At 64.9% G+C, this 15,242-nt stretch carries 10 protein-coding genes and 1 pseudogene; 4 read left to right on the top strand and 7 right to left on the bottom strand.

All coding sequences use genetic code 11. The annotated features are described in order from the left end of the window. The first annotated feature begins 33 nt into the window (after window positions 1-33). Window positions 34-1,645: pseudogene (locus ACSVHC_RS21510) on the top strand (HNH endonuclease signature motif containing protein). Window positions 1,646-1,654: 9 nt separating this feature from the next. Here the strand turns inward: ACSVHC_RS21510 and ACSVHC_RS21505 are convergent. From ACSVHC_RS21505 to hisS, 3 genes are all read right to left on the bottom strand, one after another. Further along, window positions 1,655-2,425: a GNAT family N-acetyltransferase gene (locus ACSVHC_RS21505; RefSeq protein WP_437770094.1), complete on the bottom strand. Its 771-nt coding sequence runs from the start codon at window positions 2,423-2,425 to the stop codon at window positions 1,655-1,657. 99 nt (window positions 2,426-2,524) lie between these two features. Beyond that, window positions 2,525-4,318, bottom strand: coding sequence for an aspartate--tRNA ligase (gene aspS / locus ACSVHC_RS21500; protein ID WP_437770095.1), 1,794 nt, complete (start codon window positions 4,316-4,318; stop codon window positions 2,525-2,527). Between the two features lie 149 nt (window positions 4,319-4,467). Next, complete coding sequence (hisS, locus tag ACSVHC_RS21495; RefSeq protein WP_439181292.1) at window positions 4,468-5,823, bottom strand: histidine--tRNA ligase; 1,356 nt, start codon at window positions 5,821-5,823, stop codon at window positions 4,468-4,470. Window positions 5,824-6,083: 260 nt separating this feature from the next. On the opposite strand from hisS, the gene ACSVHC_RS21490 reads away from it, so the two are divergent. From ACSVHC_RS21490 to ACSVHC_RS21480, 3 genes are all read left to right on the top strand, one after another. Next, complete coding sequence (locus tag ACSVHC_RS21490) at window positions 6,084-6,851, top strand: peptidylprolyl isomerase (RefSeq protein WP_437774022.1); 768 nt, start codon at window positions 6,084-6,086, stop codon at window positions 6,849-6,851. Window positions 6,852-6,916: 65 nt separating this feature from the next. Beyond that, entirely contained in the window at window positions 6,917-8,512 is a 1,596-nt protein-coding gene (locus tag ACSVHC_RS21485; RefSeq protein WP_437770097.1) for a DUF349 domain-containing protein, read from the top strand. Between the two features lie 106 nt (window positions 8,513-8,618). Beyond that, complete coding sequence (locus ACSVHC_RS21480) at window positions 8,619-9,263, top strand: hypothetical protein (protein WP_437770098.1); 645 nt, start codon at window positions 8,619-8,621, stop codon at window positions 9,261-9,263. A gap of 11 nt (window positions 9,264-9,274) precedes the next feature. Here ACSVHC_RS21480 and ACSVHC_RS21475 read toward each other — a convergent pair whose 3' ends face one another. The 4 genes from ACSVHC_RS21475 to yajC form a co-directional block, all read right to left on the bottom strand. Further along, window positions 9,275-11,668, bottom strand: coding sequence for a RelA/SpoT family protein (locus ACSVHC_RS21475; RefSeq protein WP_308193900.1), 2,394 nt, complete (start codon window positions 11,666-11,668; stop codon window positions 9,275-9,277). 148 nt (window positions 11,669-11,816) lie between these two features. Continuing rightward, entirely contained in the window at window positions 11,817-12,830 is a 1,014-nt protein-coding gene (secF, locus tag ACSVHC_RS21470) for a protein translocase subunit SecF (protein ID WP_437770099.1), read from the bottom strand. Then, a complete protein-coding gene (secD, locus tag ACSVHC_RS21465; RefSeq protein ID WP_437770100.1) occupies window positions 12,830-14,584 on the bottom strand; it encodes a protein translocase subunit SecD in 1,755 nt (584 codons plus the stop codon). The genes secF and secD overlap by 1 nt, the downstream gene beginning before the upstream one ends. A 107-nt stretch (window positions 14,585-14,691) precedes the next feature. Continuing rightward, window positions 14,692-15,075 (bottom strand): preprotein translocase subunit YajC, encoded by a 384-nt coding sequence (gene yajC, locus ACSVHC_RS21460; protein WP_345451195.1) that lies wholly within the window; start codon window positions 15,073-15,075, stop codon window positions 14,692-14,694. Window positions 15,076-15,242: the final 167 nt, after the last annotated feature.

Here is a 15,242-nt window from a genome sequence, read left to right as displayed (position 1 = left end):
TAAATTGTCGGTGCCTCCTGCGATGCTGTGGGTATGGATCGAAGGACGGCCTGGAGTGCTGGGAGCAGGGCGGCCGTGGAGGCCGTCGCCGGCTCCGTTGCCGTGCTTGCCGCCGTCACCCGGGACGCGGATTCACCCGAAAGCGCCGATCCGCTAAGGAGCCTGGCCGAAGGTTGCCTGCACGGCCTCGCCGAAATCGCCCGGCTGGAAGCCCGGACCGCCGCCCTGAAAGCGAGGCTCGCCGCGGACTACGTCCAGGCCGCCAGGGCCCTCGCGCCGCCGGCGCCCTCACCGCAGGAATCCACCGCCCACGAGCTCGCCCTGCTCGCCGAACTCGCCTGCGTCCTGACCGTCAGCGAACGCACCGCCGCCGCCTTCCTCTCCGCATCCCGGTCCCTGACCACGGGCCTGCCCCTGACCCTGGCCGCGCTGCAGTCCGGGACGATCTCCTGGCAGCACGCCCGGATCATCATCGACGAAACCGACGGCCTGGGACCGGCCGCAGCGGCCGGCCTGGAAGCCCACTTCCTGGACCCCGACGCACCCAACCCCGCCCGCGGCTGCCCGGCCGGGGACCTCGTCCCGTCCCGGTTCCGGACCAAAGCCCGCACCTGGCGCGAACGCCACCACCCCGTCAGCATCGAAAACCGCCACACCCAAAGCGCCCAGGACCGGCGCGTCGAATACCTCCCGGACCGCGACGGCATGGCCTGGCTCTCCGCCCACCTCCCCGCCGACACCGCGGCCGGGATCTGGGAACGGACCACCGCCGCCGCCCGCGCCCTCCAAGGCCCCCACGAAACCCGGACCCTCGCCCAGCTCCGCGCCGACATCACCGCCACCTGGCTCCTCACCAACCACAACGGTGACACGCCCGACGGCGGCACGCCGGACGGCGGAATGGAACCGGGGCGGGTACCGTCCCCGCGGGCGCAGGTCCTGGTCACCGTCCCGGTCCTGTCCCTGATCGGCGCCACCGAGGAACCGGCCATGCTCGACGGGTACGGGCCGATCCCGCCCTCCATGGCACGCCGCCTGATCGCCGACGGCGCAGAGTCCTTCCACCGCGTCCTGACCGACCCCCGCGACGGGGCCCCGCTGGAAATCGGACGCACCAGCTACCGCCTCACCAAGGCCCAGCGCCAATGGCTGCGGCTCCGCGACGGCAAATGCCCCTTCCCCGGCTGCAACAACCACTCCCTGGACAACGACGCAGACCACCTCCTGGGCCCACGGAGGCACCACCGGCATCACCAACCTCGCCCAACCCTGCCCCAAACACCACCGCCTCAAACACCGCACCGCATGGACCCCCACCCCGGCCAGCAAGAACCATCCACCGGGCTGGACCTCACCATCCAAACGGCACTACCCCGCCGAACACCAGGACTGGGAACCACCCCACTGGCCACCCCACCTCCCGATCGGCCCGGAACCCGGACCGGACCTGCCCGGGAATCCGGACCAAGACCTGCCCACGGATCCCTTCCCCGACTGGCACTCCTTCACTGCCGCACACCCCTGGCCCGACCCCGACGACATGGACGTCAACGCCATGGACGACCCGGCCGAGTCAGGCGATCCGGGCTGGACCGTGCCCCTGGACGACCCCTTCCCCGAATACGCCGCATTCGAAGGCACCTGACGACCAGAACTAGCAGCCAGATAACGCCCGCTGCAGCCGCGCCTGCCGGTAGAGGTACCTGCCGTGCTCCGCGAAGCCGGCGCCCTCATAGAGGGCCCGGGCGCCGGTATTCGAGGCCATCACAAGTAGCCAGAACTCCGACACGGCTTGGTGACTGCCAGCCATAAGAAGGGCGTCAAGCACCCGCTGGCCGAAGCCACGGCGACGGTGTCCGGCCTCGGTTGCCATGCAGTAGACGCCTCCCTTGCCGTCCACCAGGGCGAGGCGCCCGACGGCGGCTGGGGCGCCGTCGTCGTCCCTGATGAGGGCGTAGACCGAGGGACACGACGCCAGGATCTTCCGCGCAATCTCCAGCTCGGCGTCGCCGCCGCGGCCATCAACGGACCACCACAGCCGCAGCCACTCTTCGGACGGCTCCTCGGAGATCTCGACGCCGGTCGAAAGGTCACCGAACCGGGTAGCTGGAAGGATGCCGCCCGGGCGGACCATGATGAGGGTCTCCGACTGCCGGGTGAATCGCTGCGCATCGAGCACCGCGTTGAGGCCCGCGCTCCGTTCGTCGTCGAAAACCTGGAAGATCAGCGGCAGGCGCCGGGAGCGATACCACTGCGTGGCGGCCCGTACTGCCGACTCGTGGTCATCGGCCTGTTCCCTGGGCCAGACCGAGTTTGCCCGCTGTGTGACACCTCCGGCGGCCCGCATGACCCAGCCCCCGGCGTCCTCACGGTCCGGAGCGAGCCATGCCCGGTCCATGAGCTCCTCGATTAGAGCAAGGCTCATTTCCAGCGCCACGCGTCCTCCTCAAATCAATCGCAGTCATGCTACGCCGGAGGCCCCAGCAATGTGCGAGGGCCTCCGGGTTATTTCTGCGGTTTCCAGCTACTCCGGCTTGGCTGCCGGCGCTGCCTGCGCCTTGGCCTCAGGCTTGAAGTCAACTCCGGCTTCCTTGCGCTGCTGCGCAGTAATGGGCGCAGGAGCAGCGGTCAGGGGGTCGTAGCCGCCGCCGGACTTCGGGAAAGCGATGACGTCGCGGATCGAGTCCACGCCGGCCAGCAGTGCCACGACGCGGTCCCAACCGAAGGCCATGCCGCCGTGGGGAGGTGCGCCGTACTTGAACCCCTCGAGCAGGAAGCCGAACTTGGTCTGCGCGTCTTTCTTGTCCAGGCCCATGAGCTCGAAAACGCGCTCCTGGACATCGGCCTCGTGGATACGGATGGATCCGCCGCCGATTTCGTTGCCGTTGCACACGATGTCGTAGGCGTAAGACAGTGCCGCTTCCGGGTCCTTGTCAAAGGAGTCAAGGAACTCGGGCTTCGGAGAGGTGAAGGCGTGGTGCAGGGCCGTCCACTGTCCGCCACCCACCGCGACGTCACCCGAAGCGACGGCTGCGGCTGCGGGTTCGAACATCGGCGCGTCGACGATCCAGACGAAAGCCCAGTCTTTGGGATCGATCAGGCCGGTGCGGTGGCCGATCTCGACGCGGGCAGCGCCCAGCAGGGCGCGGGACGGGGATTTCTCGCCAGCGGCGAAGAAGATGCAGTCGCCGGGCTTTGCGCCCACGGCGTCGGCCAGGCCGGCCCGCTCGGTGTCCGTGAGGTTCTTGGCAACGGGGCCCGTGAGCTCGCCGTCCTCCTTGAACAGCACGTACGCAAGACCCTTGGCGCCACGCTGCTTGGCCCACTCCTGCCAGGCATCCAGCGCGCGGCGGGCCTGCGAGGCTCCGCCGGGCATGACGACGGCGCCGACGTAGGGCGCCTTGAAGACGCCGAAGTTCGTGTCCTTGAAGAACTCCGTCAGCTCGGTGAGCTCAAGGCCGAAGCGCAGGTCCGGTTTGTCGGAGCCGTACTTGGCCATTGCCTCGTGGTAGGTCATGCGGCGGATCGGCGTCGGGATTTCGACGTCGATCAGCTGCCACAGTGCCTTGACGATGCTTTCGCCGAGCTCGATGACGTCGTCCTGGTCAACGAAGCTGGCTTCGATGTCGAGCTGGGTGAATTCCGGCTGGCGGTCCGCACGGAAGTCTTCGTCGCGGTAGCACCGGGCGATCTGGTAGTACTTTTCGAAACCGCCGACCTGGAGTAGCTGCTTGAAAAGTTGCGGCGACTGCGGAAGCGCGTACCAGGAACCCGGGGCCAGGCGCGCCGGAACAACGAAGTCACGGGCGCCTTCCGGCGTCGAACGCGTCAGCGTGGGAGTTTCGATCTCCACGTAACCCTGCTGGTGAAGCAGTTCGCGGGCCACGCGGTTCGCTTCGGAACGCAGGCGCAGGTTCCGGGCGGGGCCGGGGCGGCGCAAGTCAAGGTAGCGGTGCTTGAGGCGTGCTTCCTCACCGACCTCGACGTGCTCGTCGATCTGGAACGGCAGGGGGTCCGAGGTGTTGAGGATCACCACTTTCTCGGCGATGACCTCGATCTCGCCCGTGGCGAGGTGCGGGTTCTCGTTGCCCTCGGGACGCTTGCTCACGGTGCCCACGATCTGCAGCACGTATTCGTTGCGCAGGCCGTGGAAGACCTCTTCCTCGCGGACAACCACCTGGGCGACACCGGACGCGTCACGCAGATCGACGAAGGCCACGCCACCGTGATCTCGGCGGCGGCCTACCCAGCCTGCCAGGGTGACGGTCTGTCCAATGTGCTCGGAACGCAAGGATCCGAGGTCATGTGTGCGCAGCACAGCATTCCTTTCAACATGATTTTCAGCGGATCATAGCTAAACGATCCCGTTCGAGTTTACCCGTATGAATGAATCGTGGCCGCCACGGAGCGCTTCCCTCCCCCGGCTGACGCCTGCGGGGTTGAAGCCTTTGAGGCGCCGGTTAGTGCCTAGCGCGTGGTGATGCGGACGTGGAGATCCTCGGGCGAAGGCTCCCAGCTGGCCGGATCCGCGTCGACTTGCTCTCCAGTGCGGATGTCCTTTACCTGGTGCTTGCCGTCGTCGTCCGTGAACCAGACGAAAGGAATGCCGCGTCGGTCGGCGAACTTGATCTGCTTGCCGAATTTCTCGGCCTTCGCCGCAACCTCGGTTGCGATCCCCCGCCCGCGCAGCTGGGCCGCGACGTCCTGGGCAGCAGACCAGCTGTCGTCGTTGTTGAGGGCCACAAGCACTGCCGTGGGTACCGATCGCGACGCCGTCGCGAATTCCTGGCTCAGGATGCGGGACACGAGGCGGGTCACGCCGATCGACAGTCCGACGCCGGGGAACTTGCGGTTGCCCTTGCTGGCGAGGGCGTCGTAGCGGCCGCCGGAGCAAATGGAACCGAGTTGCTCGTGCCCTACCAGGACGGTTTCGACGACGGTGCCGGTGTAGTAGTCGAGGCCCCGGGCGATGCTGAGGTCGGCAACAACCTTGCCGGGGGCGCGCTGCACGGCAGCCTCAATGACTTGTTCGAGCTCGCTGAGGCCTTCTTCGAGGAGCTCGTCGGCGACACCGAGGGCGCGGACCTGTGCCACAAAGGACGTGTCCTCCGTGCGGATGCTTGCGAGCTTCAAGGCAAGTGCCGCCTGCTCGTCCGTGGCGCCCAGCTCGTTCTTGAGCAGCTCGGCGACTTTCGCCTCACCGATCTTCTCGAGCTTGTCGATGCTGCGAAGCACCCCTGCAGTGTCCGTCAGGCCGATACCGCGGTAGAAGCCCTCGGCCAACTTGCGGTTGTTGATCCGTAGGCGGAAATCCGGGATAGGAAGGGCACTCAGCGCTTCCGCAATGACGAGGGCAATCTCGACGTCGTAGCGGAAAGGCAGCTCGCCGTCGCCCACGACGTTGATGTCCGCCTGCGTGAACTCGCGCGCGCGGCCTTCCTGGGGACGCTCCCCCCGCCACACTTTCTGGATCTGGTAGCGGCGGAACGGGAAGGCGAGGTAACCGGCGTTCTCGACGACGTAGCGCGCAAACGGCACCGTGAGGTCGAAGTGGAGGGCCAGCGCGTTGGGATCCGCCTTGTCCGACTTTCCGCCCTCGCCGGCGGCGTCCTCGTCTTCCTGCAGGCGGCTCAGGCCGTATACCTCTTTGTCGATCTCGCCCTTGCGCAGGAGCTGGCCAACTGTCTCAACAGCGCGGGTTTCGATCGAAGAGAAGCCATGGAGTTCGAACGTCTTGCGCAACGTGTCCAGGACATGCAGTTCCACCAACCGCTCCTGGGGAAGCCACTCGGGGAATCCGGACAGGGAGGCGGTACGGGCCATGGTGGAAATTTCTCCTCAATGATTGCGCGGTCCGGACCTGGCGCCACGAACCACGGGCCGATTCGGCTCAGGTTAGGCGGGCGTCCAGCCAGTCATGCATAAACTATGTGCGGCAGCCAGTTTATGCTTTCGGCGCCTGCACATCTAATGCGGGCACCCGGGTTCGGCCTGCCTGCGATGGAAGCTCGTCCAGACAACCAGGAGGACCCTTGTCTACAAGGCCGCGGGACAACCGTGAAGCCAAACGGCGCATCAGGCAGATGGAAGCCAAGCGCGAGCTTCGGCGTGCACAGGGCAAGCGCCGGCGCCGGGACAATGTGATCGCCGTCGGCGTGGGCGCCGCCGCCCTGATTACCGCCGTCGTGCTCCAACTCACGGTGTTCAACTCGAACCCGAGCGAATCGGAGTTCGCAGCGGCGCAGGCCGGGCTGAGTTCGCCGTCCGCTTCTGCGAACCCATCCGCTTCCGCCGCAGCAACAGGCTCGAATAGTGACGGCATTCCCAAAGCCGACACAGCCGCGGGTAAGACGTTCACTGGCCAGCTCAGCCTCAATGGAGGGGCCGTCGGCGTCGAACTGAACGGCACAACGGCTCCGCAGGCCGCAGCCGTGTTCAAATCCCTTACTGACGCGAGTTATTACAGCGGGCTCAAGTGCCCTCGACTGACCACCGCGGACAACTTCTCGGTGCTGCAGTGCGGCGCCAAGGGAACTGACACCACCGACGACCCCAACTTCCACTGGGGACCACTGGAGAACACCCCCTCAAACAACACCTACCCGGCTGGAACCATCGCGGTCGCCCGGACCGGCAACAACGCCTACGGCAACGGGCACCAATTCTTCATCGTGTACAAGGACACGGTCATTCCCCCGGATTCCGCCGGCGGGTACACGATCGTCGGCAAGGTGACGAGCGGCATGGATATCGTGACGAAGATCGCCCAGGCAGGTATTAATCCGGGTAGCAGCGCCACCGACGGCGCCCCTGTGGCACCTGTCACGATAGACTCGTTTTCTCTGAAGTAACCAGCCCGGGCCACGGTCCACGGCGCATTACCTTAGTAATCCCTCCAAGCGAAAGACTTTTAGCGGTGACAGACAGTCAGAAATCCGACGAAACTGCAGTAGTGGCCAACGACGAAGAAACCCAGGCTCCGGTAGCTGAGCAAACCGGCGGCGATCCAGCTGCCCCGGCAGAGCCCGCCGCCCCGGTAGCCGACGCCGCGGAGCCCGTAGCTGCCCAGGAAGAGCCCGCTGCCCCGGTAGCCGACGCTGCCGAACCCGCCGCCCCGGCAGAGCCCGCCGCCAGGCCTGCTTCTCCGGCGCCACGACCGGCCCTCTCGCATGCGCCTTCTCCCGCGGCGTTTGCTGCCCGCCCGAAAGCTTCAACCAGCGTGATTCCGGCGGCGCCGGCAGCCCAGCCTACGGCGGTGTCCCTGGCGGAAGCCGCCAAGTGGGGGCGCGCCGAGGGTGACGGCCATGTCTTCCTGACCATCGACGGCGAAGAGCAGCCGGTGGGACAGTACCCGGGAGTGAGCACCGACGAGGCGCTGGCGTACTTCGCCCGGAAGTACGACGACGTGGTTGCGCAGATCGTTTTGATGGAACACCGCGTCGAGTCCAAGGCCCCGGCCACGGACATGCAGAAGACGGTCGAGCACCTGCGCGAGCAGCTGGCCGAGCGCAACATGGTGGGAGACATCCGCACTGCGGAAGCCCGCCTGGATGCCCTCGCCGGACAGATTTCCGAACTGGAAAAGTCCGAGAAGGCTGCGCACGACGCCGCACGCTCCGCGGAACTCGCGGCACGCGAGGCGATCGTTGCCGAAGCAGAATCCATCGCGTCCCAGGATCCGTCCCAGGTCCAGTGGAAGACGTCCAGCGCCCGCATGAACGAACTCTTCGAGAGCTGGAAAACAGCCCAGAAGAACGGCATCCGGCTTGGACGAAGCAACGAGGACGCATTGTGGAAGCGATTCCGCTCGGCTCGTACCGTTTTTGACCGCCATCGCCGCGCCTACTTCTCCCAATTGGACAGCACCAACTCGGCCGCCAAGGTCGCCAAGGAACAGCTGATCGTCGAGGCCGAAGCACTCTCCAGTTCCACGGACTGGGGTTTCGCGGCGGGCGAATACCGCCGGCTCATGGACCAGTGGAAGGCTACGCCCCGCGCCAGCCGCAAGGACGACGACGCCCTCTGGCTCCGGTTCCGTGCCGCGCAGGATGTCTTCTTCAGCAACCGCCAGGCTGCCAACGACGAGATCGACCAGCAGTACACAGCGAACCTTTCCGTCAAGGAAGAACTCGTTGTCGAGGCCCAGGCCCTCCTGCCGATCACGGACCTCAATGCTGCCAAGAAGGCCCTGCAGTCCATCCGCGACCGCTGGGAAGAAGCCGGAAAGGTCCCCCGCGCCGACATGGGCAGGATCGAAGCCGGCCTGCGCAAGGTTGAGGATGCCGTCCGCGAAGCCGAAGAGGATAAGTGGCGCCGGAGCAATCCGGAGACCAAGGCCCGTACCAACAGCGCCCTGTCGCAGCTTGAGGCTGCCATCGCCGGCCTGAGGGAAGACCTGGAAAAGGCAGAAAAGGCCGGAGACCAGCGCCGCATCAAGAATGCACGTGAGGCCCTCGAGGCCCGTGAGGCTTGGCTTGACCAGATCCAGCGCTCGGCCAGCGATCTCGCCTAGCAGTAAGGGCTGACTGTCCTAACTGAGCTGACAGGCCCCGTCCCGGTTATCCACATAACCAGGCCGGGGCCTGTTCCCGTTGCGGCGGCCACGCGATGATTGCTGAATGGCCCCAGGACTCCCGCCCCCGCAACAACAGGACTTCCTTTCCCAGGAGCTGTACGCGCCTAGCCCGATGTTCACGTGGGCTGAGCTTCAATCGATGGCCGCGGACGGGGTGCTCACCCCGCTGTACGAGAAGAGCTTCACTCCTCCCGGGCTGGATGTCACGCCGAGACTCCGCGCCCGCGCGGCGGCCCTGGTGGTTCCGGATCGTATTCGCAGGAAGGTCATTGCGGGCCGCATGACGGCGGCATGGATCTACGGTTGCGCGGATGCCCCTGAGAGGCTTTCGCTCCTGGTGGACGCCAAACACCGCATTTCGAGCCTGCGCTCGGCCCGCGGCTGCATTCTGCACGAAGTCCGCTTGGGCCAACTGGACGTGGTCAGTATCGGCGGGCTGCTCGTGACCAGTCCCCTGCGGACGGCCGTGGATGTGGCCCTGCACGTCGAAGCCAGCAGGGCCGTGCCCGCGCTGCGAATGATGCTCTCCCAGGACGAGTTGGGTGTGCGGTTGCGGCTCTTGACCCTCGCGGTGGAGGCGTCCGCGAGGGTGCCCCACAAGAAGGCTGCCTTGCGCAAGCTCGCCGCCCTGGGTCCGACCGCCGACGCGCGAACGACCAGTGCATTCCCACCGGAGGCGGCGGCCTGAGTTGCTTCGGCTCAGCTCCTCCTGCGGTTGCCCGTGGTCCTGTAGACATCGAAGACGCCGTCGATCCTGCGCACGGCACTGAGCACGTGGTGCAGGTACTTCGGATCGCCCATTTCGAAAGCGAAGCGGGAGATGGCTACCCGGTCGCTGGACGTGTGCACGGAAGCAGCCAGGATGTTGACGTGGTTTTCCGACAGCACGCGGGTGACATCTGAGAGCAACGACTTCCGGTCCAGTGCTTCCACCTGGATCTCAACCAGGAAGACGCTGGACTGGGTTGGAGCCCATTCAACCTCGACGATGCGATCGGGCTGGTCACGGAGATCCGAGACATTCGTACAGTCCGTGCGGTGTACCGACACGCCCGAGCCCCGCGTCACGAATCCGAGGATCGGATCGGGCGGTACAGGCGTGCAGCAGCGGGCCAGCTTCACCCAGACGTCCCCTACACCCCGGACAATGACGCCGGAGTCCGAGTACCGGGTCTTCTGGAGTTGCGAGGGAATACTGACTTCGTCCAGGTCCTCATCGGGCGTTTCATGGCCGCCAAGGTGCTCCATGAGCTTTTCCATGACGGACTGAGCCGAAGTATGGCCATCGCCCACACCGGCATACAGGCCGGAAATGTCGACGTAGTGGAACTCCTCCGCCACCGTGGACAGGGCGTCATGCGTCATGAGCCGTTGCAGGGGCAGGTTCTGCTTACGCATGGCCCGTGTCAGCTGGTCCTTGCCGCGCTCGATGGCCTCTTCGCGGCGTTCCTTGCTGAACCATTGCCGGATCTTGTTGCGTGCCCGGGCGCTCTTGACGAAGTGCTGCCAGTCCTGGCTCGGTCCAGCGCCCTCGGCCTTGGAGGTGAAGATCTCCACCCAGTCGCCGTGGTTGAGCTCGCTGTTGAGCGGAACCAGCTTGCCGTTGACGCGCGCACCGATGGTCCGGTGACCTACTTCGGTGTGCACCGCGTAAGCGAAGTCCACCGGCGTCGATCCTGCGGGAAGGGCCATGACCTCGCCCTTGGGGGTGAAGACGAACACTTCCCGGGCATTGATCTCAAAACGCAGCGAGTCCAGGAATTCGCCCGGATCCGACGTTTCCTGCTGCCAGTCAACCAAGGAACGCAACCATCCCATGTCGCCGTCCTTGGGACTCCCCGGGCCTACGGCGGTCCGGTTGGGCTGGTCCTTGTACTTCCAGTGCGCAGCCACGCCATACTCGGCCCTGCGGTGCATTTCGTGGGTACGGATCTGGATCTCGACCGGCTTGCCCCCGGGCCCGATGACGGTGGTGTGCAAGGACTGGTACATGTTGAACTTCGGCATGGCGATGTAGTCCTTGAACCGCCCCGGCAGGGGGTTCCAGCGCGAATGCAAGGTGCCAAGGGCCGCGTAACAGTCTCGGACGGAGTCCACGAGGACGCGCACGCCCATGAGGTCGTTGATGTCGTCGAAGTCCTTGTCCCGGACGATCATCTTCTGGTAGATCGAGTAGTAATGCTTGGGGCGTCCCGTGATGGTGGCCTTGATGCGGGCGACGCGCAGGTCTTCGGCAATCTGGTTGCGGATGACGCTCAGGCTCTTCTCCCGCTCCGGAGTGCGGTCTCCCACCATCCGGACGATCTCTTCATACACCTTCGGGTACAAGGCGGCGAAGGAGAGATCCTCGAGTTCCCATTTGATGGTGTTCATGCCGAGGCGGTGGGCCAGCGGCGCAAAGATCTCAAGCGTTTCGCGTGCTTTGCGTGCGGATGATTCGGCGGAAACAAACCGCCACGTACGGGCATTGTGCAGCCGGTCCGCAAGCTTGATCATGAGCACCCGGATGTCCTTGGCCATGGCCACAACCATCTTGCGGACAGTCTCGGACTGTGCGGCCTCACCGAATTGGACCTTGTCCAGCTTGGTGACGCCGTCCACGAGCATCGCGACCTCCGGGCCGAAATCGCGCGTCAGGTCAGCGAGCGTGTAGGGAGTGTCCTCCACGGTGTCGTGCAGGAGCGCAGCTGCCAGGGTTGTGCCGGTGAGCCCCAATTCAGCCAGGATCGTGGCCACTGCCACGGGGTGGGTGATGTACGGATCGCCGCTCTTCCGCTTCTGCCCCTGATGGCTTCGCTCGGCCACGGTGAAGGCCCGCTGGATGAGATCGAGGTCTTCCTTGGGGTTGTTTGCCCTGACGGTCCGAAGGAGCGGCTCGAGGATGGGCGAATAGGTGCTCGTGCCTCGTCCAGTCAGTTTCGCCAGCCTGGAGCGCGTCCGCTCGCGCCGTCCGGGGAACGTCGGGCGCACGCCCGGGCTGTCCACGGGCACACCATCCACGGTGCTTCCCGTAGCTGCAGTTGCGGTGCCGGGCACGCGGCTCAGGCCGTCCTCTCCGCCCGCCGGCAGCGCCGACGTCGTACGTTCCTCCACAAAAGCACCTCTCACGACTGACTTAATTCTCCCAGTCTATTCCCGCCGGTGACCTGTCCAAGAACCGGTACCCAGATGACGGAGCCGGGAACGGAAAGGGCCGGCCACCGCCTTTCAGCGGTGGCCGGCCCTTCAGGAGGAAACCAGGCTAAACAGCGGCGGCTTCCGAGTTCGTGCTGGCAGCTGCCGCGCGTCGAGTAGCTACCTTCTTGGCCTGCTTCTGCAACTCGGGTTCGCTCTGGCGCAGCCAGGCGTAGAGCGGAGCCGCGATGAAGATCGTGGCCGCGGTACCGATCAGGATGCCGACGAACAACGCGAGGGACAGGTCGCGCAGCGTGCCGGCGCCCAACAATCCAGCACCGATGAAGAGAATCGCGGCGACGGGCAAGACTGCCACCATCATGGTGTTGATGGAGCGCACCAGGGTCTGGTTGACGGCAAGGTTGACCTCTTCGGCGAAAGTGCGCCGGCTGGAGGTGGTGATGTCCGAGGTGTTTTCACGGATTTTGTCGAAAACCACCACGGTGTCGTAAAGCGAGTAGCTGAGAACCGTCAGGAAGCCGATGATGGCCGACGGGGTCACCTCGAAGTCGCTCAAGGAGTAGATACCGGCCGTGCAGAACATCGTGACCAGCATGCCCGCAAGGGCAGAGACCGACATCTTCCAGGTACGGAAGTACAAAGCCATCAAAAGAGCTGCCAGGCCTACGAACACCGCGAGGCCGATCAGCGCCTGCTTGGTGACATCCTGCCCCCAGGTGGGGCCGATGAAGGTAGAGGTGACCTGGTTTTCGGTGACGCCGTAGGCCTTTGCAAGATCCGTTTTGATCTTGATGGTCTGGTCATCGCTGAGTTTGTCGGTCTGGATACGCATGGTGCTGCCGGCGACGTTGGCAACCCGCGGAACGGCACCGGAAACGACGTCGTGGACTGCCTTTTCGCCTACCGCGGAATCGGTGGTCTTCACGTTGGACACCGTGAACTCGGAACCGCCCCTGAAGTCGATTCCAAGGTTGTAGCCGCCTTTGACGACCGGAAGGAGGATGGAGATCGCCACCGCCACTGCGGCGATGATGAACCAGATCTTCTTGCTGGATACGAAGTTGTAAGAGCGCTTGCCCGTGTAGAGCTCGTTACCGAACTTTGCGAAGCTCGTGGTCATTACTTCTCCTCCTGGGTGCCGTTGGAAGAACCAGTGAGCTGAGCTTGCTTCTCGGCAAGCCGGCGTTCGGCGATGGTCATGCGGCGCTCGGCTTCAGCGGCTGCACCGGTGTTACGGGCGCGCACGACGGCGGGCTTCTCAGTTGGCGTGCGGAGCCTGCCGGCACCGCGGTACAGCGGCACGGCGCCCAGGCGCTCAGGGTCGAGGCCCGAGAAGCGGTGACCTTCCCCGAAGAACTTGGTCCGGGACAGCACCTGGAGCGTGGGGTGCGTGAACATGAACACGACCAGGAGGTCGGCCAACGCGGTGAGGCCAAGGGTGAAGGCGAAGCCGCGGACGTTTCCAACAGCGACGAAGTACAACACCAAGGCAGCGAGCAGGTTGACGGCCTTGGACGCAAGCACCGTTCGCTTGGCGCGCTTCCAACCATTTGCGACGGCGGACACGAGGCCCTTGCCCTCACGAAGTTCGTCGCGGATGCGTTCGAAGTACACGATAAAGGAGTCGGCTGTTTGACCAATGGCCACGATGAGACCGGCCACGCCGGCCAGGGACAGCCGGTAGTTTTCAGTCCAGCCAAGGATCGCGATGGCGAGGTACGTGAGTCCGCCGGCCACCACGAGGGAGAGGATGGTGACGAAGCCCAGGGCCCGGTACTGGAAGAGGGAATAGACCACCACGAGCAGGAGCCCGATCACACCGGCCATCAGGCCCAGACGAAGCTGCTCGCCACCGAGGGTGGCGGAAATCTGTTCCTCGGACTGGATATCGAAGCTGATGGGCAAAGCGCCGTAGCGGAGCTGGTCCGACAAGGCCCGCGCGGAGGCTTGCGTGAAGTTACCGGTGATCTGCGGCTTGCCATCGGTGATGACGGCGAGGGAACGCGGCGCGGAAATGACCTGGTCATCCAGGACGATGGCGAACTGGGCCTTGGGGTCGTTGCCGCCCTGTGCCTGGGATGCCACGTAGAACTGGTTGAGCCTCTGGGTAACGTCCTTGAAGGTCTTGGTGGCGTTGGCATCGAACGTGATCGTCACACCCCACGCATTGGTAACCGAGCCCTGTGCGCCCTGGACGGGATCGAAGGAGGACGAAACGATGTCCTGGCCCTTCACCTCGACCGGGCCAAGGATGTACTTAACGGCAGGAGTCTTGGCCGTTGCCGGCTCGCAGGTCACCAGCGGCTTGGCCGGATCCGACCGCGGCTGCTTGTCCTGGGCCGGATTGACGCAATCCAGGGCTTCGAAGGCCTTGTAGACGTCCGCTGTCACCCAGTTGTTGTCGCTGGCGTTGGCCGGCGCAGCCGTGGGCTTGGGCAGGCTCGCATCAGGCGTGCGCGATGCCACCGGAACGGCCGCAGGGTCTCCGGCCGTGATCACCGGGCGGAAGTTCATGTCGGCAGATGCCTGGATCAGGGCGCGGGTTTCCGAACTTGGCGTCCCAGGAAGGCTCACCACGACGTTACGGCCGGACTGCGTGGTGATTTCCGCTTCGGCGACACCGGAGCTGTCAACGCGTTGGCGGATAATCGCGACGGCCTGGTTCAACTGTTCTTCGTTGATGCCGGTTGATCCTTCGACCTTGGGTGCGAGAATCATTTGCGTGCCGCCCTCAAGGTCAAGCGCGAGCTTTGGGGCCCAGCTGGCGTGACCTGTGATGACGCCGCCACCGAGGACTGCTGTCAGTACAGCGAATATTGCGACAAGCCAGATCAGCACCCTGCGGGCTGCATTTTTGTGGCCGGTTCGTGCCATGTTCGATCTTCCTGTTGATGACGGAACAGCCGCCGACCTGCACGGGAGCGCAGGCCGGCGGCGATTCATTGCCGTAGAACTATTCCCGCCTGTTGAGCGGGTACGGGCTAGTTGTCCTTCTTGCCCTCGTCGTTGAGGCGCTTGAGGGTTTCGTCCGGGGTCTCCGCGGATGCCGATGCATCGGCGTCCGCGGCCGTCAGCGACGACGCGTCGTCCGGCACGTCCACTGCGGCCTCCTCGACGGGCTCAACGATCTTGGTAACGGCCTGGCGGTGCACGGTGGCGAGGTTGCCCGGAGACAGTTCAAGGACAACCTTGTTCTCAGCGTCATCCATCGAAACGATTCGGCCGAACAGTCCGAAACTGGTCATGACGTCAACGCCGGGGGCAAACTGGGACTGCAGCTTGGCCTGCTGTTGCTGCGTCTTCTTGTTGCGGCGGAACATCATGAAGATGAAGACGCCGAGCATGGCGAACAGCAGGATTGTCATTGGATCCACAGGGAAGTTCCGTTCTTTACTTACGTTTTTGGTTTCACGGCCATGTCTGCCCGGTGGATCCGGCAGCCGTGGAGCTTTCGCCCACCTGGCCGCACAATGCTCCGACGGGCGGGCACAGAACCAAGGACTCGAACGTGCCGAGTGTCATACCAGTCTAG

It is taken from the genome of Arthrobacter sp. KNU-44 (genome assembly GCF_051843155.1).
In the GTDB taxonomy this organism is placed as follows: Bacteria; Actinomycetota; Actinomycetes; order Actinomycetales; family Micrococcaceae; genus Arthrobacter.
The sequence above is the reverse complement of the archived record's forward strand: the minus strand, read 5'-3'. Positions and strand labels throughout refer to the sequence as shown.